24 protein-coding genes and 1 pseudogene are annotated in these 25,773 nt (G+C 29.7%); 7 read left to right on the top strand and 18 right to left on the bottom strand.

Annotated features, from left to right (window positions below; all coding sequences use genetic code 11):
* Positions 1–14: 14 nt before the first annotated feature.
* Both lon and bamD read right to left on the bottom strand, forming a co-directional pair.
* Positions 15–2,390, bottom strand: coding sequence for an endopeptidase La (lon, locus tag AJ885_RS03030; protein ID WP_002861798.1), 2,376 nt, complete (start codon positions 2,388–2,390; stop codon positions 15–17).
* A gap of 16 nt (positions 2,391–2,406) precedes the next feature.
* Positions 2,407–3,054, bottom strand: a complete 648-nt coding sequence (bamD, locus tag AJ885_RS03025) for an outer membrane protein assembly factor BamD (RefSeq protein ID WP_070280723.1) — start codon at positions 3,052–3,054, stop codon at positions 2,407–2,409.
* Positions 3,055–3,214: 160 nt separating this feature from the next.
* Between bamD and fliW the strand changes: the two genes are divergently transcribed.
* Genes fliW through AJ885_RS03000 form a run of 5 tightly spaced genes read left to right on the top strand, consistent with a single transcriptional unit; the run spans position 3,215 to position 5,742 of the window.
* A complete protein-coding gene (gene fliW / locus AJ885_RS03020) occupies positions 3,215–3,604 on the top strand; it encodes a flagellar assembly protein FliW (protein ID WP_002852982.1) in 390 nt (129 codons plus the stop codon).
* The gene (locus tag AJ885_RS03015; protein ID WP_070280721.1) at positions 3,604–4,335 is read left to right on the top strand and encodes a pyrroline-5-carboxylate reductase; all 732 of its coding nucleotides are present in this window, start codon (positions 3,604–3,606) and stop codon (positions 4,333–4,335) included. Before fliW ends, AJ885_RS03015 begins: the two co-directional genes overlap by 1 nt.
* Positions 4,332–4,634 carry a transformation system protein gene (locus AJ885_RS03010; protein ID WP_002855822.1) on the top strand — a complete coding sequence of 101 codons (303 nt, stop codon included), beginning with the start codon at positions 4,332–4,334 and terminating at the stop codon, positions 4,632–4,634. The genes AJ885_RS03015 and AJ885_RS03010 overlap by 4 nt, the downstream gene beginning before the upstream one ends.
* Positions 4,631–5,293, top strand: coding sequence for a hypothetical protein (locus AJ885_RS03005; RefSeq protein WP_002866103.1), 663 nt, complete (start codon positions 4,631–4,633; stop codon positions 5,291–5,293). The genes AJ885_RS03010 and AJ885_RS03005 overlap by 4 nt, the downstream gene beginning before the upstream one ends.
* Positions 5,290–5,742, top strand: a complete 453-nt coding sequence (locus tag AJ885_RS03000) for a hypothetical protein (RefSeq protein ID WP_002880801.1) — start codon at positions 5,290–5,292, stop codon at positions 5,740–5,742. The genes AJ885_RS03005 and AJ885_RS03000 overlap by 4 nt, the downstream gene beginning before the upstream one ends.
* On the opposite strand, the gene AJ885_RS02995 is transcribed toward AJ885_RS03000, so the two are convergent.
* The 15 genes from AJ885_RS02995 to yajC are packed head-to-tail and all read right to left on the bottom strand — an operon-like array spanning position 5,739 to position 21,675.
* Positions 5,739–6,368, bottom strand: coding sequence for a uroporphyrinogen-III synthase (locus AJ885_RS02995; RefSeq protein WP_002880802.1), 630 nt, complete (start codon positions 6,366–6,368; stop codon positions 5,739–5,741). The two genes, AJ885_RS03000 and AJ885_RS02995, sit on opposite strands and share 4 nt — an antisense overlap.
* Positions 6,346–6,978 carry a thiamine phosphate synthase gene (thiE, locus tag AJ885_RS02990; protein WP_070280719.1) on the bottom strand — a complete coding sequence of 211 codons (633 nt, stop codon included), beginning with the start codon at positions 6,976–6,978 and terminating at the stop codon, positions 6,346–6,348. The genes AJ885_RS02995 and thiE overlap by 23 nt, the downstream gene beginning before the upstream one ends.
* Positions 6,968–7,780, bottom strand: coding sequence for a bifunctional hydroxymethylpyrimidine kinase/phosphomethylpyrimidine kinase (gene thiD / locus AJ885_RS02985; protein WP_002869047.1), 813 nt, complete (start codon positions 7,778–7,780; stop codon positions 6,968–6,970). The genes thiE and thiD overlap by 11 nt, the downstream gene beginning before the upstream one ends.
* On the bottom strand, positions 7,777–8,463 hold the full coding sequence (locus tag AJ885_RS02980; protein ID WP_070277523.1) for an endonuclease III domain-containing protein: 687 nt from the start codon (positions 8,461–8,463) through the stop codon (positions 7,777–7,779). The genes thiD and AJ885_RS02980 overlap by 4 nt, the downstream gene beginning before the upstream one ends.
* Positions 8,460–9,221, bottom strand: coding sequence for an ATP-binding protein (locus tag AJ885_RS02975; protein WP_070280717.1), 762 nt, complete (start codon positions 9,219–9,221; stop codon positions 8,460–8,462). The genes AJ885_RS02980 and AJ885_RS02975 overlap by 4 nt, the downstream gene beginning before the upstream one ends.
* Before the next feature lies 1 nt (position 9,222).
* Positions 9,223–12,159 (bottom strand): DEAD/DEAH box helicase, encoded by a 2,937-nt coding sequence (locus AJ885_RS02970; RefSeq protein WP_002861808.1) that lies wholly within the window; start codon positions 12,157–12,159, stop codon positions 9,223–9,225.
* On the bottom strand, positions 12,159–12,554 hold the full coding sequence (locus AJ885_RS02965) for a polymer-forming cytoskeletal protein (protein WP_070280715.1): 396 nt from the start codon (positions 12,552–12,554) through the stop codon (positions 12,159–12,161). Before AJ885_RS02965 ends, AJ885_RS02970 begins: the two co-directional genes overlap by 1 nt.
* Positions 12,491–13,393: a M23 family metallopeptidase gene (locus tag AJ885_RS02960; RefSeq protein ID WP_002861810.1), complete on the bottom strand. Its 903-nt coding sequence runs from the start codon at positions 13,391–13,393 to the stop codon at positions 12,491–12,493. The genes AJ885_RS02965 and AJ885_RS02960 overlap by 64 nt, the downstream gene beginning before the upstream one ends.
* On the bottom strand, positions 13,380–14,540 hold the full coding sequence (locus AJ885_RS02955; protein WP_070280713.1) for a folylpolyglutamate synthase/dihydrofolate synthase family protein: 1,161 nt from the start codon (positions 14,538–14,540) through the stop codon (positions 13,380–13,382). The genes AJ885_RS02960 and AJ885_RS02955 overlap by 14 nt, the downstream gene beginning before the upstream one ends.
* On the bottom strand, positions 14,530–15,927 hold the full coding sequence (locus AJ885_RS02950) for a hypothetical protein (protein WP_044779153.1): 1,398 nt from the start codon (positions 15,925–15,927) through the stop codon (positions 14,530–14,532). The genes AJ885_RS02955 and AJ885_RS02950 overlap by 11 nt, the downstream gene beginning before the upstream one ends.
* Complete coding sequence (lptE, locus tag AJ885_RS02945; protein ID WP_002860199.1) at positions 15,911–16,423, bottom strand: LPS assembly lipoprotein LptE; 513 nt, start codon at positions 16,421–16,423, stop codon at positions 15,911–15,913. Before lptE ends, AJ885_RS02950 begins: the two co-directional genes overlap by 17 nt.
* Entirely contained in the window at positions 16,420–18,849 is a 2,430-nt protein-coding gene (gene leuS, locus AJ885_RS02940; protein WP_002880809.1) for a leucine--tRNA ligase, read from the bottom strand. The genes lptE and leuS overlap by 4 nt, the downstream gene beginning before the upstream one ends.
* Positions 18,850–18,858: 9 nt before the next feature.
* The gene (gene secF, locus AJ885_RS02935) at positions 18,859–19,830 is read right to left on the bottom strand and encodes a protein translocase subunit SecF (RefSeq protein ID WP_002858025.1); all 972 of its coding nucleotides are present in this window, start codon (positions 19,828–19,830) and stop codon (positions 18,859–18,861) included.
* Positions 19,830–21,410 (bottom strand): protein translocase subunit SecD, encoded by a 1,581-nt coding sequence (secD, locus tag AJ885_RS02930; protein ID WP_002880810.1) that lies wholly within the window; start codon positions 21,408–21,410, stop codon positions 19,830–19,832. Before secD ends, secF begins: the two co-directional genes overlap by 1 nt.
* Positions 21,403–21,675, bottom strand: coding sequence for a preprotein translocase subunit YajC (gene yajC / locus AJ885_RS02925; protein WP_002786346.1), 273 nt, complete (start codon positions 21,673–21,675; stop codon positions 21,403–21,405). The genes secD and yajC overlap by 8 nt, the downstream gene beginning before the upstream one ends.
* Here yajC and AJ885_RS02920 point away from each other — a divergent pair.
* Positions 21,648–22,974, top strand: a pseudogene (locus tag AJ885_RS02920) (apolipoprotein N-acyltransferase). The gene yajC and the pseudogene AJ885_RS02920 overlap by 28 nt on opposite strands.
* 236 nt (positions 22,975–23,210) lie before the next feature.
* Here AJ885_RS02920 and metK read toward each other — a convergent pair.
* A complete protein-coding gene (gene metK, locus AJ885_RS02915; protein ID WP_002861817.1) occupies positions 23,211–24,407 on the bottom strand; it encodes a methionine adenosyltransferase in 1,197 nt (398 codons plus the stop codon).
* 139 nt (positions 24,408–24,546) lie between these two features.
* Here metK and sstT point away from each other — a divergent pair, with 139 nt between their 5' ends.
* Positions 24,547–25,770 (top strand): serine/threonine transporter SstT, encoded by a 1,224-nt coding sequence (sstT, locus tag AJ885_RS02910; RefSeq protein ID WP_044780199.1) that lies wholly within the window; start codon positions 24,547–24,549, stop codon positions 25,768–25,770.
* The last annotated feature ends 3 nt before the right edge of the window (positions 25,771–25,773 follow it).

Genomic DNA, 25,773 nt, shown 5'->3' with positions numbered 1-25,773 from the left:
TTCTCAAAATAAAATTAAACCAAAGTATATTCTAAAACATCACTAAAAGTATCAACAGCAATGATTTCCATATTGTCTCTAACCTCACTAGGAATATCTTTTAAATCCCTTTCGTAATTTTTTCTTGGGATTAAAGCTGTTTTTATATCTGCTTTATAAGCTGCAATTAATTTTTCTTTTAATCCGCCTATTGGTAAAACTTTTCCTTTTAAATCTATTTCACCTGTCATTGCAACATCTGCTTTAACCTTTTTATCACTAAAAATAGAAGCAATGGCTATGCTTATCGTAATGCCTGCGCTTGGGCCATCTTTTGGAGTAGCTCCATCTGGCACATGTATATGAATATTATAACTATCATAAACATTAACTTTAGGATCGATAATTATTTTTTTAGGTATTTTTATTTTTCCTTCATCGATTAAAACTTTTATCATGCTAAAAGCAATTCTAGCTGATTCTTTCATTACATCACCCAAACTTCCCGTGAGCGTTAATTCTCCTTTACCTTTAATTTTTACAGCCTCTACTTTTAAAACATCTCCACCTACACTTGTCCAAGCCAAACCATTAACCTGACCTACTTGATTTTCTCCATTATTTTTTTCTATTTCAAAAACTTTTTTATCTAAAAATTCATTCAAATTTTTTGTATTAATAATGACTTTTTTAATATTTTCTAAAAGTAGTTTTTTAGCACTCTTACGACACAACTCTGCCACTTTGCGACGCAAATTTCTGACTCCTGATTCACGAGTATAATCACTAATGATTAACTCTATAGTTTCATCATCAATAGATAATTCATTGGATTTTAAGCCATGTTTTTTAAGCTCATCTGGAATTAAATATTTTTTCATTATATGAAATTTTTCACTTGGAGTATAAGAGCTAAGTTCTATAAATTCCATTCTATCTCTTAAAGGTGCAGGAATATTGCTAATATCATTTGCCGTTGCTATAAAAATGACTTTACTTAAATCAATATTAAAATTTAAATAATAATCCCTAAATTTAGAATTTTGCTCTGGATCTAAAATTTCTAAAAGCACCGCACTTGGATCGCCTCTAAAACTGCGATTTAATTTATCAATTTCATCCAATACAATTACAGGATTAATTTGTTTTGCCTCTATGAGTCCTTGGGTAATACGTCCAGGCATAGCGCCTATATAAGTTCTACGATGACCACGTAGCTCATTAACATCTTCAAGTCCGCCTAAGGCTATGCGAATAAGCTCTCTTTTTAAAGCTTTTGAAACAGAATTTGCCAGTGAAGTTTTACCCACGCCAGGAGGTCCATAAAGACAAAGTATAACTTTAGCACCATCTTTTTCTGCTATTTTTCTTTTTTCTAAAAGTTCCCTAACTGCAAAATATTCTTCTATGCGTTCTTTTGGTTTATTTAATGCATAATGATCATGGTTGAGCTGTTTTGAAACTTCTTTGATATCAAGTTTTTTCTTAGAAATTTTTTCAAAAGGAATATCTAATGCTGTTTCTATGTAAGTTTGAATCATCGATGCTTCGGAATTATCTTGATGAATGCGTTCGAATTTTTCAATTTGTTTTTTGATTTCTTTATAAGCATCTTCGTGCATAAATTTCTTCTTTAATTCCAGACGCTTTTGATACTCTCTAACCTCATCTTCTTTTTGTGTGTCAGAACCAAGCTCTTTTTGAATTTGTCTTAATTGTTCTTTTAAAAAATATTCTTTATTTACCTTATCAATACGAGAATGTACTTTATTTTTAATTTCTTTTTGAATTTTATTGGCTTCTATTTCTTGGGCAATTAAATCTATTAATTTTACTAATTTTTGCTCAAGATCTGTTAAAACAAAAAACTCATAAGCAACTTGTTTTTTAATACGCACAGTATTTAAAATCAAATCACAAATCCTAGACGCATCAAAACCTTCTTCAATTGTTCTTAAAAGATCCGGAGAAAAATAATGACTAATATTTGCCAAATTTTTTACCTTCTCTTTTAAAACTTCAAGAAGCGCTTCTTTTTTAGTTCCTTCTAAAAAGTCTTCTTTTATAAGTTCTATCTTGGCTTCTAAAGGTTTATTAGAAATTTGCTCTATAATTTTACCCTTAGCATATCCTTGAAAAAGTATTTTCACCCTTCCATCAGGTAAAGGAACTTTTCGCATGATAGTCCCAATCACTCCACAATTATAAATTTCATCAAAATTTCTTCCATTTTCCAACCTTGAAGGCGCAACAAAAAGCATACTATCATTTTTAATCGCAAGATCTAAAGCTTTCATATTGGATGAATCGTTAATAAAAATAGGAGTTATCATAAAAGGATATAAAAATAATTCATCTTCAACCAATACTGGTAAATTTGCTGGATAATTTTGTATCTCTTCAATCTGCATTTATTTTCCTTGTTTATTAAAATCTTTCAAATATACTTCTATACCAAGGAAGCTCAGGTTTGATAATACTTTGCTGATAAAATTCACTTTCTTGAAGTCTTTGTTTATAAATTTGTGCACTTTCATCATGCCCTATGCGCTGGTATAGATTTTCTATAGTACTATTAAGATAAAAAACCGCTAAATTAAATTTTGTAAGCATTGTCTGAACCAAAGGTTCATATTCTGTATAAGGATAATCTTTCAAAAAAGTATCTATTTCTTTTTGGCTTTCAAGCATTAAAGCCTGATTACGATTTGGCACTGCAAATGCATCAAATTTTGCTTTAATTTTAAGATAGCGAATATAATCAGCATTGCGTGAATTTCCAAATTTTTTATTATATTCATCTAAATAAAATTCAGCTAACTTATATTCCTCTTCATCCATATGAGCTTGTGCTAAAATAATTAAAGTAGTTTCCAATAAAGGATCGGCAACGTGCTCACTTGCCATACCATTATAATGATCATCGGCTTTTTCCAAATCCTTGTCCTGTAAATCTTTAATAATTTGCTTATACCACTCACTAGAACTAAGATTGTATAAACCTTCATCATTTTTTGCACTACACGCATTAAAAAAAACACTTAAAAAAACCAATAAAAAAATACCTTTTTTCATACCTCACCTTGATTTATATTCTCAAAAATCTATATTTTAACGATTTTATAATTATGTTCTTCTAAAATTATAATAAAATTAATTAAATAATTTAAAATTTTGGAATGATTATTGCTTATTTTATGTTAAAATATTAAACATTATAACTTGAGGAGAAAACATGACCCTAGCTGTTAAATGCCCTATCTTAGGTTTTGAAGAAACCAAAAATATGGAATTTTCAACTATCGATGAAGTATTTGTAAGACTTAAAAGTCTTGATGGTAAAGACTTTTCTTTTGTTTTAATTAATCCTTATTTGATTAGACCTGATTATGAATTTGATATACCAACTTATTATCAAGAGCTTCTTTCTTTAACACCTGAATCTAATATGAAAATTTTTAATATAGTAGCCATAGCAAAAAGCATTGAAGAATCGACAGTGAATTTTCTAGCTCCAGTAGTCATTAATCTTGATAATAATACTATGGTACAAGTGATACTAGATACAGTTAATTATCCGGACTTTTTTCAAGCTGATCAAATTGCTAATTATATTAAAAAATAATGCTCTATATACTTGCAAATGGAGCTATGGCAACAGCCTTAGCCTATGGATTAAAAGATGATTATGAAATTTGTATAGTAGGAAGAAGTATAAAAAAACTTCAAGCCCTCACCAAAGAAGGCTTTAAAACCTTACTTTACAAAGATTTTAACATAGAAGATAAAGATGTTATTTTAGCATTTAAACCCTATGCTTTAGAAAATATTGCTCAAATGCTAAAAGGACAAGCACGTATCTTAATCTCTGTTTTAGCCAATGTTGATTTTGAAAAACTACAAACCATCAAAGCTCAAAATTATGTTAGAATAATGCCTAATACAGCAGCCAAATATAAGGCTTCAACTACACCATATATACTTAAAAACTCTCATTTTGAAAATGAAATTTTAGACATTTTAAAAACTTTTGGCTCGGCTTATAAATTAGATAATGAAATACAAATGAATGCAGCTATGGCGATTAGCGGCTGCGCTCCTGCTTTTTTAGCACTTATAGCAGAAAGTATTGCTAATGCTGGAGTTTATGAAGGTTTGTCAAAAGAACTTAGTCTCAATCTTACGCGCTCTTTATTTAAAAGCTCTAGTGCTTTACTAGAATATGAACATCCAGCTATTATCAAAGAAAATATTTGCTCCCCTGGCGGAGTTACAATAAAAGGCATAAAAATACTCGAACAAAAAGGAATTCGCGGAAGTTTTTTTGAAGCCATAAATGCTAGCAGCGCTAAATGAAAAAGGCTTTCATACTTATAGAAAGTATTAGTGCTATAACGATCATATCTTTAATTTTCATTGGCATTTTTTATTACTATACTCAACTTTACAAAAACTATGAAAATTTAAATATTTTTGAAAGACTCTATAAACTTCAAGAAGAATTATATGAAAAGCCCATTTTTAAAACCATCATACTTCAAACTTCAGCCTTAAAACCTATAGTTTTACAAGAACAGTTTGTTAATGATGGTATATTTCAATTTCAAAAATTATACTTTCAAGATCAAAATTATAGCGTTTATTTTAAAGAATGAGCAAAGCTTTTACACTTTTTGAACTTATAATATCACTAATACTTTTTACTTTTATAACTAGCTTACTTTCAAAACCTTTAATGGATTTTTATCATTTAAATTTCACTGCTTTACATACAAACAATCTTATCACTCAAGCACATTTAAACTTGCTTAAAATAGAAAAATTAATACAAAATTGTATTAATATTACATTTTCACAAAATACATTAAAATGTCTTTTAAAAGATGAGTTAATTAGCCTAAAAGATAATAAACTTTATCTTATTAATTCTGCTCTTATTTTAGAAAATAATCATACACTTTATTCACCTCATTCTGATTTTAAAACACAACTCCAAAATAGAAAAGATTTATATAATGACAATGAGCATATTAGCTATGCTTATAAAATTAATAAGATTGAAAAAATATCCATCTTAGAAAATGGTATATCTACAAATTTTACAGGTAGTTTTATTCCTTTGCAAGCTCAATTAGTTATCAAATTGCAAAATGAAGAACTTATATATGAAATAAAGCCAAAATTTAATGAACAATTAAACCAACAAGGATTAATTTCTAAAAACATAAGCTCATTTAACCTGCAAAACAATAAATTAAAAATTTGCCTAAAAAGACAAACAAAATATTGCCTTGAAAAAAGAATTTTACTATGAAAAAAGCTTATGTTTTAATTTGGACAATTTTTTTAATACTACTAGTAAGTCTATGGATGAGCTTGACCTTAAACATATCTAGCTACACTCCAAAAATAATCCAAGATAGTTATTACTACCTTCAAGCTCAAATTTTAAGTCACAATGCAACACAATTTTCTAAATATTTTTTATATCAAGCAAAACAAGAAAATAAAGAATGTTTAGATAATATATATTTTAATTACGCAAAAGCTTTGATTAAAATAAAATATTTTTATCCTATTGCACAATGTGTTAATTTTAAATTTTCCAACTTTAATCCCGATGCAAATTTAAACAAAGATGGTGTTATTATAGCCCACATTAGCATTGCTTTAAATCGTGATAAAAATGTCAATGATGAAATTTTACTCACAAAAAGCATTATCATTTATCCCAAAGAAAATTTTTGGAATTTAAAAAATTAAACCAAAGTCTTAGCAAGCTTAACACACTCTAAAAGACTTTGATTTTCGCATATATAAAGATTTTTAAAATTTAAAAGCTTCTTTGCTGTGCTTTGTCCTATAACTACAACCTTATCTTCTTCTTTTAAGCTATAAAATTTTAAAAAATTTTCTACACTTAAAGGAGAGGTAAATATAAAAATAGCAGGATGAGTAAGTTTTTTGTCACCTTTTTTAAAAACATTTTCATAAACAATCACTTCATCTAAATCCACACCTACATTTTTAAGATCCAAATTTAAAGTTGAAACAATATTTTTAGCCCTTAAATACAAACATTTTTGCGTTTTTAATTCCTCTTTAAATTCAAGAAAAAGATCTTTTCCATAAGCCTTTGATGGAATTTTAATCTTTTTAAAACCTAAATTTTTAGCGTATTGAGCTGTACTTTGTCCTACAGCGTATAAATTGAGTTTAAAATTTAAAGTGATTTTTGCATGTTGTAAAGCTTTTAAAGCATTTTTTGAAGTACAGATTAAAGCATCATATAAACTTAAATCCACACTAAAATCGTAAAAAATAATCTCATTTAAAATAAGATTTTCCACCCCTTTAAAAGGAGTTTCATTTAAGAGGTAAATTTTCATAGATTTTACGCTTTAACTCTTTAGCTGCCAAAAAAGCATCTTTAGCATCCATGATCGCCCTAACCACAGCCACGCCGCTTAAATTTATACCCTTTAACTCATCAAGCACTGCTTTATCAACCCCTCCTATAGCTACAACCCCTATAGGACTTTTATCACAAATTTGGCTTAAAAGCTCAAAGCTTAAAAGCGAACTTTCTTTAGTAGGCGTTGCCTTGATAGCTCCACAACCTAAATAATTTGCTCCTTGTATGAACTCAAGTTGTTCTAGTTTTTTAAGGCTTAAGCCTATGATTTTTTCATCTCCTAAAAGCTTTCTAGCTAGTTTTACTTCTAAATCTTCCTGTCCTAAATGCACCCCATCAGCATCTAAGGCTAAAGCTATGTCCACTCTATCGTTAATCAAAAAAGGTATTTTATAAGCCTTGCAAAGTTTTTGTACCTTTAAACCTAGTTTATAAAATTCTCTTGCATTAAGCTCTTTTTCACGAAGTTGTATGATACTTACTCCACCTTTTATAGCATTTTCTAAAGTATTTAAAAAACACTCCTCGCTTTTATTTCCCTGAGAAGCAACTAAATAAAGGCTAAGATCTAATTTATTTTTCATCTAAAAACTTGAAAAAATGATTTGTAGGACCACAACCTTTTCCAAGATTGAGTGAATAATAAATCGCATTTCTTACATATTCTTTAGCCTCACTAACAGCATAAAATAAATCCTTGCCTTTAGCTAAATTACTAGCAATAGCCGAAGAAAGCGTACAACCTGTACCGTGAGTATTTTTAGTTTCTATGCGTTCGCCTTTTAAAATATAAATTTCTTTTCCATCATAAAGCACATCATTGGCATTTTCTTCACTATGTCCGCCTTTAAGTAAAACCGCCTTAGCCCCCAAGCTGCATAAATGTTTAGCTGCTTTTATCATCTGCTCTTCATTAGCGATCTTAAAACCGCATAAAAACTCTGCTTCAGGAATATTAGGCGTAAGAATGTCTGCAAATTTTACTATGGTTTGCTTGAAAAAATCACAATTTTCTTGCGGCATTAAAGCATAGCCATTTTTAGCAAACATTACAGGATCGATCACTACATTTTGAGGTTTAAACTCGCTTAAATTTTTAGCTACACAGCTCATTAATTCACAAGAACCTATCATTCCGATTTTAGTTGCCTTTGGCACTATATCTTCAAATACGGCAAGCATTTGTTCATCTACGCTTTGAGTAGGTATATCGTGTACAGAAATCACCCTTGCGGTATTTTCAGCTACCACACTTAAAACCACACTCATACCAAAAAGATTGTGCGCACTAAAGGTTTTAAGATCGGCTTGTATCCCTGCTCCACCACTACAATCACTCCCTGCTATAGTTAAAACAGGTATAAGTTCACTTCCTTTTGCTTTCATAAATCTTCCTTTAAAATTTTGATCCATTCTTCACCCTTAGGGCTTAATTTTTGTCCTTTAAAACTCTGTTTTGCAAAAGCTACAATCAAAGCATGAAAAATTTGATAAAGTTCGTAAAGTTCGCATTTTCTCCCTAAAATTTTACACAAATTTTCTTGCTCACTCTCTATACCACTTTGAAAAAATTCTCTTAATTCTTCATAATTTTCAAACTCATAGCCTAAGTGAAAAGCCAAACGCAAACTATAATTATCTACAACCAAAATCTCTCTTTTGCAAAGATAATTTAAAATACCATCAACACTTTCAAAACCCAAACCTTTGATATTTAAAAGCCACTCTCTGCTTACATTTGTTTTAAAATTTTCTAAATTTTCATAAGTGTTTATGATACTTTCTACTAAGCCTTTTAAACGCTTGGCTTTGGTATTATAAAATCCGCTAGGCTTAATTAAAGTTGCAAGTTCTAAATTGGATAAAGTATTGATTTGTTCTAAGCTTGCAATATTTTCTTTTTTTAAATTTTCTAAAGCTTTTAAGACATTTTTCCAATTTGTATTTTGAGTTAAAATCACAGAAATTAAAAGCTCAAATTCACTCAATCCTTGATTTTCAAGCCAATCAAAATCATGATAATTTAAATCCAAATTTAAAAGCTTGGTAAAAATTTGTGCTCCAGTCATTTAAAATTCTCCTTAAAAGCCAAATAAAATTGCTTCACAGTACGACCACTTCTACTTGCTCTTAGAGTAGCAAATTCTTTAGCTTTAGCGTGTAAAAGCTCTTTATCACAAGAATAATCTTTAAAATAAAAATCTATCATCTTTAAATACTCTTCTAAATTTCCCTGATAAAAACTTAACCACAAACCAAATCTATCGCTCAAGCTTAATCTTTCTTCAGCAGCCTCGCTTAAATGAAGTTCTGTATGTGCAATTTGAGTATCAAGATTATCAATAATGCTTTCACTTAATAAATGCCTACGATTTAAACTCGCATAAATAATTACATTATTTGGAGCTTTTTCTATGCTTCCCTCAAGTAAAGGTTTTAAAAATTTATAACTATCATCTCCCTTCTCAAAAGAAAAATCATCACAAAAAAGTATAAATTTAAAATTTTCTAATCTGATTTCATCGATGATATCTGCTAAGGCAAATAAATCTTCTTTATTTAATTCGACAAGTCTTAAGCCCTGTTCTTTAAATTCATTAAATATAGCTTTAATTAAACTTGATTTTCCAGTGCTCTTAGATCCCCATAAAAGTGCGTGATTTGCTCCCTTATTTTGAATGAAATTTAAAGTATTTTCATAAAGTGCTTTTTTTTGACTTTCCATAGCTACTAAATCTTTTAAAGTAATAGGATCGATTTCAAAAATAGGCTTTAAATAGTCTTTTCTTACTCTATAAATTGCTGCATAAGTTTTATTCCAATCCATTTTAAGCCTTTCTTAAATGCATTAAAATTGCCTCTAAAATATCATCATCGTCTTTGCTTTTTGCTTTGATGAGTTCTTTTTCATCATTTAAAGCAGTAAATTGAATATTTTGCTCATAGTTGCTAATACTTTTAAATTTATTTAAAGCTAAAATTTTAATAATAATCAAAGATAAAAATTGCTTAGTATAAACATCAAGTTTTCCAAAGCGATCTTCAATTTCACCTTCGATCTCATAAACCTCATGAACTTGCTCACACTTGCTAAGTCTTCTATAAAGTTCTAATCTTAGGCGATCTTCGCTGATAAGCTCACTATTTAAAAAGGCATTAACATTGAGTTTTAAATCAAGTTTATTTTCTTTTTGATCCACTTCATTTTTACTTAAAGCATTAAGTTCATCTTCTAACATTTTAAGATATAAACTATATCCAATTTGCTCGATATGTCCACTTTGATCTACGCCTAATAAATTTCCACCGCCACGAATTTCAAGATCATGATAAGCCAAAACAGAACCTGCACCTAAAAAAGAATTACTTTCTAAAGAAACTAGACGCTTTAAAGCATCTTTTGTGATAGCATTTTTATCTTCGATTAAAAAATAACAATAACCTTGCTTATCACTTCTTCCTACACGCCCACGCAATTGATGCAAATCAGCCATACCAAAACGATCGCTTTTTTCTACTATGATAGTATTTGCATTAGGTAAATCAATCCCACTTTCTACAATAGAGGTACTTAAAAGCAAATCATATTCTTTGTTTTCAAATTTTAACATTTCTTCTTCTTGCACCTTGGCATCGATTTTAGAATGTAAAATCAAAATACGCAAAGTAGAAAAAAGTTCTAATAAATGTTTTTTACACTGCTCTATACTTGCAATATGATTATGAATATAAAAAATTTGCCCACCACGTCTTAACTCTCTTGCTATAGCTTCTTTTAAAAGTGCATCATCATTTTCTTTGACAAAAGTTCTTACATCCATTCTATCTTCTGGTGGAGTTTGTAAAACACTATAAGATTTTATAGAACTTAAAGCTTGATTTAAGCTTCTTGGTATAGGGGTTGCTGACATGGATAAAATATGTGAATTTTGAGTGATTTCTTTAAGCTTTTCTTTTTGCTTCACTCCAAATTTATGCTCTTCATCAATAATAACAAGAGCTAAATTTTCACATTCTACACTTAAAAGCGCATGAGTTCCTACAACTACACAAGCTTTATTTTCTTTTAAATTTTGTAAAACTTGTTTTTTTTCTGCACTACTTGTAAAGCGATCCAGTTTAAAAACCTTTATATCAAAAGGATCAAAACGCTTTTTTAAGGTTTTATAATGCTGATGAGAAAGCAAAGTTGTAGGCGCAAATAAAAATGCACAAAATCCACTTTTAACTACTGGATAAATAGCATTCATAGCGACTTCTGTTTTTCCAAAACCCACATCACCGCTTAAAAGCCTATCCATAACTTTTCCACTTTGAAAATCTTGCAAAATTTCATGACAAGCTTTCTCTTGATCGCTTGTATAAATAAAACCCGCACTAGTTATAAAATCAGCTTGTCTATTTAAATCCACTGTGATTTTTTTTGCTTGCACCAAAGATCTTTTAGCTGCCATAATAACAATTTCAGAAGCTATGGCTAAAAGTTTAGTTTTTAATTTTTCTTTAAGTTTAATAAAGCTTGTTTTACCTAGTTTGTCTAAACTTGGAATAGATCCACTCACGCCCAAATATTTATCAATTAAATAAAGATTTTCCACTGGCAATAAAAGCTTATCAGAATTTTGATACTCTATAGCAACAAACTCTTTTTTTGCTCCGCTTATCACTATCATCTCAAGACCTAAAAATTTACCTACCCCATAATCTTCGTGTACTATATAATCCCCATTTTTAAGCTCATCTATAATCAAACTAGCTTTTTTTCTTGTTTTTTGTTTTTCTTTTTGATTTAAAGAAATGATTAGCTCTTCAGGACTAATAAGATTAAGCCTTAAATCACTTTTTACAAAATGGATATTTTGAGTATCTTCAAGCTCCAAAGCTTTAAACAAAGCTTCATTTTTAGCCAAAAGTGTGATTTTTTTATTTTTATGAAATTCAAAAAAATCTTTATTGTAAGAACTTTGCAATTCTTTAAATTTTTTAGCTTGAGGTAAAATTTTTGCATTCACAAAACTTATATCTTTTTCATATTCATTAATATCAAACTTTTCACAAGCTAAAAAATCAAGTTCTAAATAATCAAAAAAATCATCAATACACCAAAACCCTAAAGAATTGATATCATGTATTAAAGTATCGCTTTGAAAATCTTCTAATTTATCCTTAAAAATTTCATAATTTTCTTTGTCAAAATATTTTAAAAAAGGACAAATTTCAAAATGTTCTAGTTCATTAGGAATAGACTTTTGACTTTGCAAATCAAAATATCTTATGCTTTCAATCTCTTCGCCAAAAAGTAAAATTCTAATAGGATTTTCTTCATTGATACAAAAAATATCAATAATATCCGCACGAATTGAAATTTCACCTTTATCCTGAACTATATCTACAAATTCGTATCCCAATCTTGAAATTTCATCTTCAAAACATTTCAAATCAAAATTTTGTTTTTTATCGATATAATAATTTTGCAAATGTTTTTTTGAAGGAAGTTTTTTTAAAACAGTATTTAAAGGAGAAATAAGGATTTTTTTTTCTTCTTCTTTATGATAAGCATTTAAAATCTTGCAAAGATTAAAAAGTTCTTTGGAAAAAGCCCTTAAATCATCTCCAAACTGCGCTCTAAAATCAGGTAAAACAAAGGTTTTTAAACCCTTAAATCGTGAAACTTGAGCGAGCAAATCTGCTTGTTTTTCATCTTTACAAAGCAAAAGTTCACAAATTTTTGGATTTTGTAGGTATTCATAAAATGAAGCTTGCATTATTCTTCGTTGTTATTTTCAATAAGTTTGATAGTATCTTCTTTAATTTTACTAGTTCCATTAAAGCGACCGCCATTTTCTATAGAAATTTTTTGCGTTGAAATATCGCCATTAACAACTCCGCCCGCTAAAATTTCTAAACTATTGGCCTCAAGTTGCCCTTCAAAACACCCATTTACTACAATTTTATCTGCTTGTAATTCACCTTTTAAATTTCCATTTTTTCCGATAACTACAATGCTTTCAGAATGAATAATACCACTTAACTCTCCATCGACATGAAGCATAGAAGCAAAATAAAATTTACCCTCAATTCTCGCACCTGAAGAAATTACTGTTGTTTCTGAGCTAGGACTGGATGTTGGGCTGATACCGCCTTTATTAAAGATTGCCATGGAACTCTCCTTTCTTGATTAAAAAAATCATTCATATTTTTTCTTTGCAAATTTAAAAAATACAAAGGTTCTAAAGTTTTATTAATAAACCTTACCTCATAGTGCAAATGCGGTCCCGTAGAAAGACCTGTATTGCCACTATAACCTATCAACTGCCCCTTGCTAACAAATTGACCTGCTTTGACTACTTCTTTGCGCATCATATGAGCAAATACTGTTTTAAAACCAAAATTATGCAATAAAATTACATTATAGCCATAGCCATTATCACTATAACCTGAAAATTCCACTACTCCACTTGCTGGTGCATAAATAGGAGTACCAATTTCTGCTCTTAAATCAATACCAGGATGAAATTCCCTTCTTTTTAAAAGCGGATGCTCTCTCCAGCCAAAATTTCCTGTAATGCCTTTATTTTCAATAGGCCATCCATTAGGAATTTGCCCCAAAATTCCAAGCTGCTGCTCATTGGTAAGCTGAAGATTATCAAGTCTTGCACTAATTGTAAGATTATTTTCTGCTTCTAAGCCCAAAGCCTCTTCAAAAGAAGCTATTTTATCTTCTATAGCTGCATACTGCTGAGTTTTTTCTTCTATGCTTTTTTGCATTTGCGAATTAGATAATTCCAATTCTTTGCTTTTTTTCAAAAGCTCCTCACGCTTTTCACTGATATCACTAAGTTTGCTATCGAGATATTTGATATAAAAACCACTAAAAACTAAAAATAAAACAATAAAAGCAATAGTATAAAAAACTATTTTTTTGATTATTTGATTTAAATAAAAATGTCTTGAACCGTTAATATCTGTAATGGTAATAGTGAATTTATTTTTTACCACACCACTCCTTTAAAAAATTTTCTACCAGCATAAAAGAGCCAAAAACTAGATTTTTTTTATTTTCTTCTAATTTTACAAATTCTTTACATTGTATGCCTAGCTTTGATGCAATACTATAAATTTCATCATCAGCCAGCTTTCGTTCTGCACTTTTATATTTATATATTTGTATTGTATCAATAATAGGCTTTAATGCATTTAAAATTTGAAAAATATCCTTATCCAAATAAGCATTATAAATAAGATTTATTTTTTCTCCTTGAAATTTATCAAGCATAGCCTTAGCAGCCATGGGATTATGACCCACATCAACAAAAAAATTTGGAGAAATTTCTTGGCATCTTCCTTGTAAATTTAACTCTTGTAACTTTTTTAAAGCTTCTAAGGTTTTTTCTTGCGAAGTTAAAATTTCACAAGCCTTTAATGCAAGCTTTAAATTATGCTTTAAAAAACAAGGTAAAACAAACTTTTTACAATAAATCTCAAAATTTTCTTTCAAAAAAGGATTTAAGGAAGAAACTTGCAAATCAGCTTTTTTTAAAAAAGCAATTTTTTTTGCTAACTTTAAAACATTTTGCTCTTGCTCATCACTTATAAGTGCTATAGGTGCCATAATTTTAAGCTTGGTTCTTGCAATATCTTCTAAAGAATTACCCAAAATTTGAACATGGTCAAATCCAATTCTTGTAAAAATATTCATTCTTCTTTCAAAAACAGAAGTAGCATCATATTCTCCACCCACCCCTGCTTCTAAAACAATGAAATCGCATTTTTGAAATAAAATCATAGCTAAAAAAGTAGCATATTCGAAATAACTTAATTTTTGCAAGTCTTGTTTAAAAATTTCTTCAAGTCTTATATGCGCTTGATCTAATTCTTCATCATTTGCAATCTTACCATCAAGATAAAATCTTTCATTAAAACTGAAAATGTGCGGGCTAGTATAATGCCCTATTTTATAATTTAAATTTTCTAAAAGTTGAGTTAAATATCTGCCCGTGCTACCTTTACCGTTTGTGCCTATAAGTTGGATTATAGGAATATTTTTAAAACATTTCTTATATTTTTCATACATTCTAAACATCAAAAAACGGTCAATTTTATCGTAATTTATACTTTTTTGGGCTAAAAAATTCTCAACTTTCATTATATTGCTCATTAACCGCTGTAATTTGCTTTATTAACTCGTCTAAAATATTAATACTTGGCTTACTTTGCTTATCAAGATAAGCCACTTGAATTTTAGGAGTTATAATATCTTGCTTATAAATAAATCTAAAATTTTCTATAGTTTTAAGATTTGTATTTACAAGCTGTGTAATTTCATCTTTACTTTTTCCTGGCGAAACAATCAAATAACTCTTTTCATCTATCATCCACAGTTCATCAAATTCGCTACAAGAATCTTTTAAAATTTTTTTAAATCGAACAAAAATTTCATTCAAACTTCCCATACCATATTTTTCCATAATGAAACGGTAATTTACTATAGAAAATAAAGCTAAAGAATAATTAACTTTATACTTATTAAAATTTTCATCCATTTTATCAAGCTCTTTAAGAACACTCCAAGCCTCTCTCTCCTCCAAACTTTGCGTGAATTCAATTTGATTATTTAAAGATGTAATTTTTTCTCCAAGTTGTTTAAATTTTAGTTTTAAATCCTCAAAACTAAGTTTTACTTCCCCATTTTCATCTGGTTTTAAGGTATTAATAAAATCCATGTTTTGTTCATTCGATTTATTAAGCAAAACAAGCAATTCATAGATTTTTTTTAGATTATCATTAAAAAAATTTAAATTTTTTTGGACATACATATTATCAACCATTATGCGATGATTGATAAATTCCATTAATTCGTTCTTAAAATTTTCTTCGCCTATTATAAAAGGTTTTTGTGTTAAATTTTGTATAAAACCTTGAATTTTTAAATCTTCCACCAATGAAGGATTTAAACCCAAGCATAATAATTCACTAAAGTGCTCATAACTACGCTCTTCAAGTTTAACTAAGAGTTTTTTAATCACGCTATCATAATCATCATATTTACTAATGCCATATTTACGAGCTTGTTCTTCTAAATTATTTTCATCATAATTTCTTTCAAGCTCCTTCCATTTTTTGGTAAGCAAGTAAATACTTTCACTATCCATAGTTTTAGAAATTCTAATCGAAGTCACCTTAGCCAAATCTCTTATCTTTTTATCCTTACTTATTTGCAAAGTTTTAGATATGGTATATAAAAAATCAAAAAATTCACTAAATTGTTTTCCGCTTTGTCTATTTAAAACAGAAATTAAAAAACTAATTAGTTCTTCTAAACTTCTTATAGTTTTAGAATTTAATTCTTGTTGATAAATCGGTAAAAGTAAGGTTTTGTATTTGTCAAGTTTAGCTTTATTTGAGCTTGTGATACCATATTTTAAAGATAGTTCTTCAAAAATTTCCGTATAATTTTCAGGAGTCGGTTTTAGTTTTCTTTCTTTTAATGCAATTAAAGTTTGCTTTGCTATTTCATTAGTATTTGGAATCACGTTTTTGCCCTTTAATAGCAATTACGGAAATAAACTCATCAAATGCCTCGCTTGAAGCTGCTCGAATAGCCTCATACCTTGCAGAATCACTAATAATACTATTTGGAGAAATTTCAAAATTATAACTTCCACTTGTACTAAAAGCCTGACTTGAACCATCTTTAAAGACAACATTAAAATCTAAATTTAATTTAGCTTTATAACTAATGACATAGCCATTTTTATCATAAGCTAAAGGAATAAATTCTAAATTATTCATTTTAACATTAATTACATCATCTGCCTCGTGTTTTAAAGCAAGTTTACGCCCTAATTTTGAAATTACCATTTCTTTTAAAGTATCGGCAACATAGATACTATTTTTTGGGTCTTGTTGACTTAATTCAACATTAACATAAACCTTCTCATCGAAAATATTATTAGCGATTTTTGATGTAGGAACATATCCACAAGCACCTAAAAATAAACCTATACAAAAAATTAAAATCTTTTTCATTTAATCACTAGATTAACTAGCTTTCCTTCCACATAAATTTCTTTAACTATACTCTTACCTTCAAGCCATTTAGCAGTATTTTCTTTTGCAAAAGCTAAAATTTCTTCTTTACTCGCACTACTTGAAATTTCAAATTCAGCCCTTTTTTTACCATTAATACTTACAGCTAAATTTAAAGTATCTTTTACAAAAACCTCTTCTTTAAGTTCTAATTTTTTGAAATTTTTACATTTAAAAAGCTCCTCGCTAAGCTCAAAACAAACATGAGGAATAATAGGCTCTAAAATATTTAAAATAATATAAAAAGCCTCTTGCTCCAAAGCTTCATTTTTGCAAAGCGCTAAAGCATTTAAAGCTTCCATGCAAGCTGCAATTAAAGTATTGAAAGCAAAACTTTGATGATAAACTTCAAAAGATTTTTTCAAAGCTTCATATACCTTTAATCTTGCATATTTTTCTTCTTTATTTAAATTTTCTTGTTTTAATTCTACAAGCTCACCTTTTTTAACATTTTGCGCCCTATCATAGAGTTTGCAAATAAATCTATAAGCCCCTTCAACCGCATCATCATTCCATTCAAGCTCTTTAGCCGGAGGCGCAGCAAAAAGTATAAAAAGTCTTGCGGTATCAGCACCGTATTTTTCTATAATCTCATCAGGATCTACAACATTGCCTTTTGATTTTGACATTTTAGCACCATCTTTTAACACCATACCCTGAGTTAAAAGTCTATCAAAAGGTTCATTTTGTGTTAAATAACCCAAGTCTCTTAAAGCTTTTTGGAAAAATCTCGCATAAAGTAAATGCAAGATTGCATGTTCAATACCACCTATATATTGATCCACACTCATCCAATACTTTACACTTTTTTCATCTAAAGCTTTTTCCTGCCAAGTTCTCTCATCACTTGCAAAACGTGCAAAATACCAAGAACTTTCAAAAAAAGTATCTAAAGTATCACTTTCTTTTTGAGCCTCTTTGCCACATTTAGGACAAATACAATTTTTCCAAGTTGGATGTTTATCAAGTGGATTACCCTCACCTGTAATTTGCACATCTTCAGGTAAGATAATAGGTAAATTTTCTAGTTTTTGAGGCACTATACCACAAATTTGACATTTAATCATAGGAATAGGCGCACCCCAATATCTTTGGCGTGAAACACCCCAATCACGAATTTTAAAATTTACAACCCTTTTTCCTATATTTTTAGCTTCAAACTGAGAAATGATTTTTAATCTTGCCTCATTACAATCAAGATTATCAAACTCTTGGCTATTAATTAATTTTCCTGATTTTTGCGTATAAGGTAAATTTTCTTGAGTTTGAATAACTTGTTTGATGGCAAGATTATATTTTGTTGCAAATTCAAAATCTCTTTCATCATGAGCTGGAACAGCCATAACCGCTCCACTACCATAATCAGCCAAGACAAAATTAGCCACCCACAAAGGAATTTTTTCTCCGCTTAAAGGATGAATGGCATAAATTCCTAGAAAATAACCTTCTTTTTCAGAACTTTGTCTTTCTCTTGGGCTTTGATTTTGAATAGTTTTGATTTTATTTAATACATCTTGATTTAATAAATTTTGCGAAAGCAAATTTTGAACAATTTTATGTTCTGGAGCTAAAGCGATATACGAAACTCCATAAATTGTATCTGCTCTTGTAGTAAAAACTTCTAAAGAACTTTCTTTGGTTTTTTGCTTGCTTTCTTCGTCTAAATTTAAAGAAAATTCCAAACCTTCGCTTTTACCAATCCAATTTTCTTGCATAGTTAAAACTTGATTAGGCCATTTATCTTTTAATTCTTCTAAATCTTTTAAAAGTTCCTCAGCATAAGCAGTGATTTTTACATAATAACCTGGCATTTTTTTCTGCACCACTTCATGACCACAACGCCAACATTTTCCGTCTTCAACTTGCTCATTAGCCAAAACCGTTTGATCTTGTTCACACCAATTTACATTTGCTTCTTTAGTGTAAATCAAACCTTTTTCAAACATCTTAATAAAAAATTCTTGCTCAAATTTTGTATAAAGTGGATCTGAAGTAGCAAGCATTCTTTTTTTAGAAAAAGAAAAACCTAAAGAAAAAAGTTCTTTTTTCATATAAGCTATATTTTCATAAGTCCATGACTTAGGATGAATTTTATGTTTAATAGCTGCATTTTCAGCAGGCATGCCAAAACTATCAAAACCTATAGGATGTAAAACATTAAAACCTATCTTGCGATAATATCTTGCCAAAGCATCACCTATAGTATAATTTCTTACATGCCCCATATGAATGCGTCCACTAGGATAAGGAAACATCGATAAAATATATTTTTTAGGCAAATTTAAGTCATCTTTTGGCTCAAAATATTCATTTTCATCCCAAATTTTTTGCCATTTTTTTTCTATTAAACTTGCTTCATAAGCCATAAATTCTCCTTACACAGTTCCTTTTTCATACATTGCACGATTGCGTTCTTTATCTTGTTTTCTTTTTGCTTTTTCAATTTCTTTATTTCTAAACTCAAGCACACTAAATTTAAACCATAATAATGTCGGACTTGCAACAAAGATAGAGCTTAAAGTTCCCGCTATAATACCTACAATTAAAGCCAAAGAAAATCCTTGTATCATTTCCCCGCCAAAGAAATAAAGTATCACAACGGTTGCTAAAGTCAACCCTGAAGTTAAAACCGTTCTTGATAAAGTTGCTGAAACACTTTCATTAATAATAGGTGCAAGTTCGGTTTTTTTACTTGTTTTAATACCTTCTCTGATTCTATCAAAAATAATAATTGTATCATTCAAAGAGTATCCAAGCACAGTTAAAACAGCAGCCAAAGTATCTAAATTGACATCAATTTTAAATAAAGAAATTGCTCCTAAAGTAATCACAACATCATGAATTTCACTGATTATAGCCGCAAGAGCAAAACGCCACTCAAAACGCAACGCTATATAAATTAAAATTGCTATCAAAGATACAGCTATAGCCATAAGTCCTTTATTTCTAAGTTCATCACCTACTTTTGGTCCTACCACATCAGCACGACGCACCTCAAATTTTCCCGTATCCTTTAAAAGAGTGCTTATATGCTCGCCTATATCATTGCTTACATTATCATTACTTCCTAAAAAGCGTATAGTTACTTCTTCATTGCTTCCAAACTCAGTTACAGATAAATTTTGAAAAGTTCCTTGATTTTCTAAAATTTCTCGAATTTGCGTTATAGGAGCTGCATTTTCATATTTAAGCTGAACTAAAGTTCCTCCGCTAAAATCAATGCCATATTGTAAACCCCTATCCCAAAGTAAATAAATAGAACCAAAAAACAAAATAAAAGAAAGGGAAATAGCAGCAAAACGCATTCTCATAAAATCATAAATTTTCTTTTCGCTAAAAAACTGCATTATCTTCTCCTATAGCCAAACCAAAATCTTGTATTATTATTTTTTTCTATGCGTTGCATAAAATAATCAAACATTCCGTGAGTTCCTAAAATAGCTGTAATCATAGAAACAACGATACCAATTCCCAAAGTCACAGCAAAACCTTTAACTGCTCCTGTTCCATAGGCATAAAGTGCTACCGAAGTAACTAAAGAAGTGATATTTGAATCTATAATCGCACTCATAGCATTTTTATAACCTTGTTCTATACTAACTCTTATATTTACTCCATCTCGCAAGAGTTCTCGTATACGCTCATTGATAATCACATTTGCATCTACTGCCATACCCACAGTTAAAACAAGTCCTGCCATCCCTGGTAAAGTTAAAGTTGCTCCAAACATAGCCATAACAGCAACTACTACCAAAACATTAACTAGCATTGCAATATTTGCAAAAATTCCTGCCACACCGTAATACATCATCATAAATACTACAATAAAAACCGATGCACCGATTAAGGCTATCATACTCATTTTAATACTATCAGCACCTAAAGATGGTCCTATGCTTCTTTGTTCAAGTAATTTTACAGGCGCAAGCAAAGCTCCACTTCTTAAAGCTACCGCCACATCGCGTGCTTCTTCTTGAGTAAAAGCTCCACTGATTTGCCCACTACCTCCGCCTATGCGTTCATTGATAGATGGAGCAGAATATACTTTATTATCAAGTACAATAGCAAGACGCTTTCCAACATTTGCTCCTGTATAATCAGCAAATTTTTTAGAACCCTCGGCATTTAAAGTAAAATTAATCACAGGATAATTACTCTTATCACTAATCCCTACTCTAGCATCAGTAAGCATAGATCCATCTAAAATAGGTATACTTTTTAAGGTATATTTTAAATTTGGATTTCTAGAATCAGGCACTAAAATCAGTCCATAACTCGCAGCCTCAGCGTCGCTCATTGTGGAAGCTTGACCCATTTTAGAATCATCAACTTCCATAAGTTGTAAATGTGCTGCTTTTGTGATGCGTTCTTTTGCTCTTAGTTCATCTTCTTTGGTTTTAATCCCTGCAAGTTCAACCAAAATCTTATCATTACCTTGTTTAGCAACTGTTGGCTCTGCTAAACCAAATTGATCAAGCCTATTTCTTATGGTTTCAACTGCTTGCAAAAGTGCAAAATTTTCTATATTTTTTACTTCTTCTGAGGTAAAAGAAATTTTATAGTGCATATTTTCACTTTGTATATTAATTCCTTTTATTTCTTTAAGCAAATTTTCAACTTTTGCAATATCCGCATTATCAAGCAAAGTAAATTCTAAAATATCATCATGGGTATTTAAGCCGTCATTTAAAATATTTTCTTTATTAAAAGAATAACTCAATGAAGATGCAATTGATTTTATTTTAGATTTTACAGCTTCTTCATTATCTACACCTAAGAGCATATAAAGCCCACCTTGCAAATCAAGCCCTAAATTAATCTTCGCACCACGTTCTGACTGCAAAAAAGAAGGGAGTGAAAAAGCCACTCCAAAAATAAATACCGCTATAAAAATAATCAAGCGATAATTGATTTTAGAATTACGCATCAATTTTCTTTGCTATAAATTCTCTTGAAATTTTTGCAGTAACATTGTCTTCATTAAGCTTAACTTTGATAAAATCCTCCTCTGGTTTTACGACTTCACAAATAAGTCCGCCATTAGTGATGATTTTATCTCCTTTTTGCAAAGACTCAAGCATTTGTTTATGTGCTTTTGCTTGTTTTTGTTGCGGTCTGATCACCAAGAAATAAAAAATTGCAAATAACACTACAAGAGGTAATAATGAAGTTAAAATTGAATTTTCTGCCATATTTTTCCTTTATTCCAAAAAAATTAAACACTAATTCTATCATTTTTAAAATAATAAAAGTCTTTTTTATTGCAATTTTACTTTCAAATTCTATTTATCTATCATTTTTTGAAAATATTTTTACACAAACCATTAGCCCATTTTTAGCTATTTACGGGTTAGTTTTACTTCTAAAAAGTAAAAATTCTAAACAATATTTTTGGATAGGTTTTTTTGTAGGGATTCTTTGGTTTTGGTGGATTGGTTTATCTTCAATTTATTTTAATCTAAACTATTTAGTACCAATTATACCAATTATCATTGGTTTTATTTATGGACTACTTTTTAGATTATGTTATTTATTAAAATTTGATTTTTTAAGACTTTGTGGAATTTTTTGCATAAGTTTTATCCATCCTTTAGGATTTAATTGGCTTAATTGGGGAATTTTTACAGTTTATGGTTTTTTTGACCCAAGTTATCGTGGTATTATTTGCATATTTTTAATAGCATATTTCATCTATGAGGGTTATATATCAAGATATTATAAAATAGCAATTGTTCTTGTTTTATTCTTTAGTGGATTTCAATATAATGAAAAACAAGCTCAAACTCTTAATTTAAACTACAAACTCATCAATACTAATATCTCTCAAGATCAAAAATTTTTACAAGAAAATTTAAAATCAAATTCTGATATCCTAATTCAAGATATATTTCAAGCTATAAATGAAAAAAAAGAACTTGTAATCTTGCCTGAAACCGCTTTTGCTTTTGATTTAAAAAATACCAAATATGAACTTATGCTTAAAGAATTATCTTATAAAATTACCATTATTACGGGAGCATTTTATACTGAAAAAGAGCATACTTACAATAGCACGTATATCTTTAAAAAAGGCAATGTCTATATTTTAAATAAGCATTTTTTAGTTCCCTTTGGTGAAAAAATTCCATTTTTTAAAGACTTAATAAAAAAATATTTTCTTAAAAATATTGAAGAATTTTCCCAAGGTCCTATACAAAGCAAATATAAATTAGACAATCAAATTATTACAAATGCAATTTGTTATGAAGCTACCAAAGAACAAAACTATCAAAATTCACAAATTATTATAGCTCTAAGCAACAATGCTTGGTTTAATAATAGCAGCGAATACAAACTCCAACAACTCTTAATGAAATTTTATGCAAGTAAATATGGGGTTAGTGTTTATCATGCTACAAATGGTAAAGAGAATATAGTTATACTCCCTAAAAAGCTTTTAAGTAAAGATTGGAAAAAATTTATCCAAAGAAATATTTAATGATAAAAAATAATATTAAAATTTTAATTTTAAAGTAATTTAAGTTATTTTATATTATAATTCTGTCAAATAATATTTTGACTTAGAGGGGTTTTTACCCCAAAGCTAAATTAATTTAGCTTCCTTCCTAACTTTTATATTTATGGGGGATATTGAAAAATATCCCTCTAAGTCAAAAATTAATACAACTTCATTAATTCTTTATAATTATACAAGCCTTATTTAAGCTTGTATAATATTGTTAATTTTTTAAAGCAGCTTTTTAAACTGTTCTAGAGCATCAAGTTGTTCCCAAGGATAGTCCTTTTGTCCTACTTGCCCACGAGCCGCTACATCCGCATAAAGAAAAGTTTCTTTACTTGGTTTATCCAGATGAAATTTATCACGGATCCAATTTGGCGTTAAAGAGAAGTTTTGCATAACAAAATCACTTAAAACATCATCATTTACACTGGTATTTGTGCCCATACAATCCACACTTACCGAAGTAGGTTTTGCAACACCTATAGCATAACTAAGTTGAACAATACATTTTTTAGCAAGCCCTGCTGCAACTATATTTTTAGCTAGCCATCTACCTGCATAAAGTCCACTTCTATCAACTTTAGTATAATCTTTGCTCGATTGTGCGCCACCACCTATTGGAGAATAACCTCCAAAACTATCTACTATAAGTTTTCTTCCTGTTAAACCACTATCATGTAAAGAAGAATGATTAATATATTTACCAGTTGGATTGATTAAAATTCTAGTCTTATTAGGGTCAAAAAGTTCTTTTGGTAAATTACTATCTAAGATAAGTTTCATCACCAAAGATCTTAAATCTTCTATTTTCATACTTTCAACACAAGGCGCAGAAACTACTATAGTATGAATACTTTGCGGTTTGCAATTTTCAAAATTCGCCTTAGTGCCATAATCAATAGTTACTTGAGTTTTAATATCCACGCCAAGTTCGTGTGGATTTGCTTTTGCATAAGCGTAGACTTTATCACATAGCATTCTTGCATAGCTAATGGCTGCTGGCATGTATTCTTCAGCCTCACAACTTGCAAAACCAAACATAATGCCTTGATCACCTGCCCCTGTTTCGCCATCTTCTTGATCAACACCTTGATTAATATCAGGGCTTTGTTCATTTAAAAACACCATAACATCAACTTCATCAGGATGCAAACACTGCTCTTTGTTAAAATGCCCTGCCCCATCATAACCAATGTTTTTTAAAACATCTTTAACTAAATTATCGTAATCAGCTTTACTAAGTTTGTGATTTGACTTAACTTCGCCTCCTATCACAACCTTATTTCCTGCGACAAAAACCTCACTCGCCACCCTTGAATTTTTGTCATTTTTCAAGAGTATATCCACTATCGTATCAGCGATTATATCAGCGCACTTGTCTGGATGACCTGCACTTACGACTTCTGAAGTGAATAGATACATAAAAAGTCCTTTCATTTAAAATGAACCACAATTGTATCCAAATAAACTTATCAAAGCTTGATAAATTAAAAATTCTCTAAAATTAAGCAAAAATTAGCTAAAATCAACTTCTGATATAAAAAATATTTAAAAGGTTTTTATGTTTTCTAAAATCATTCAAAGCTACGCTAAAGGCAACCTCATAGTTCAAATTTGCATAGGTATAGTACTAGGAATACTTATAGGCATTAGTTCTAAAGAAATATCTGAAATTGCAAATTTACTCGGAATACTTTTTACAAGTGCCTTAAAAGCTATCGCTCCTATGCTTGTTTTTGTTTTGATTTTAACTTCAATTTGCACTAAAGATTTTTCTCAAAGTGGTGCTAAGATCAAAAATATTATCATTTTATATATAGTAGGCACCTTTCTTGCTTCAGCTTGTGCGGTTCTTGCTAATTTTTTCTTTCCTGTAAAGCTTGTTTTAGATGGAATTCAAACCGCTACAAACTCATCTCCAACCCACATGAGTGAGATTTTTAAAGATCTTTTATTTAAAATTGTCGATAATCCTATAAATGCTCTTTCAAGTGGGAATTATTTAGGAATTTTAACCTGGGCAATAGCTGGAGGCATAGCATTAAAACACTGCTCTAACGAAGTAAAACAAGTTTTTATAGATATCAATGAAGGGGTTTTGAAAATTGTTAAATTTGTAGTAAAACTTGCTCCTTTTGGAATTTTTGGACTTGTGGCTAATTCTGTAGCACAAACAGGAGCACAAGGCTTACTAAGCTATATAAAACTTTTATTTTTACTTGTAGCTACTATGCTTTTTGTTACTTTTGTTATCAATGCCTTAATAGTTTTTTTTTATACAAGAAAAAATCCTTTTCCTTTGATTTTTATCTGCTTAAGACACAGTGCATTTTTTGCTTTTTTCACAAGAAGTTCAGCGGCAAATATCCCTGTTAATATGGCACTTTGCGCCAAACTTGGCATAGATAAAGAATTTTATGGCATTTCTATACCTTTAGGAGCTACTATCAACATGGCAGGAGCGGCAGTTACTATAGCTATTTTAAGTCTTACTACAGCCAATACCGTTGGTATAGAAATCAGTCTTTTGCAAGCCCTTTTATTAAGCATTATTGCCACCTTTGCAGCTTGCGGGGCTAGCGGAGTTGCGGGTGGATCCTTACTGCTTATACCTTTGGCTTGTTCTTTATTTAATATAGACTATGATATTGCTATGAAGGTAGTTGCCATAGGTTTTATTATAGGGGTTATTCAAGATAGTGTTGAAACTGCTTTAAATAGTTCTACAGATGTTCTTTTTACAGCAATTTGTTCTAAAAATGAATTAAATTATAATATCAAATAAGGT

The sequence above is a fragment of the Campylobacter sp. BCW_6464 genome, from assembly GCF_001762775.1.
Taxonomy (GTDB): domain Bacteria; phylum Campylobacterota; class Campylobacteria; order Campylobacterales; family Campylobacteraceae; genus Campylobacter_D; species Campylobacter_D jejuni.
The sequence above is the reverse complement of the archived record's forward strand: the minus strand, read 5'-3'. Positions and strand labels throughout refer to the sequence as shown.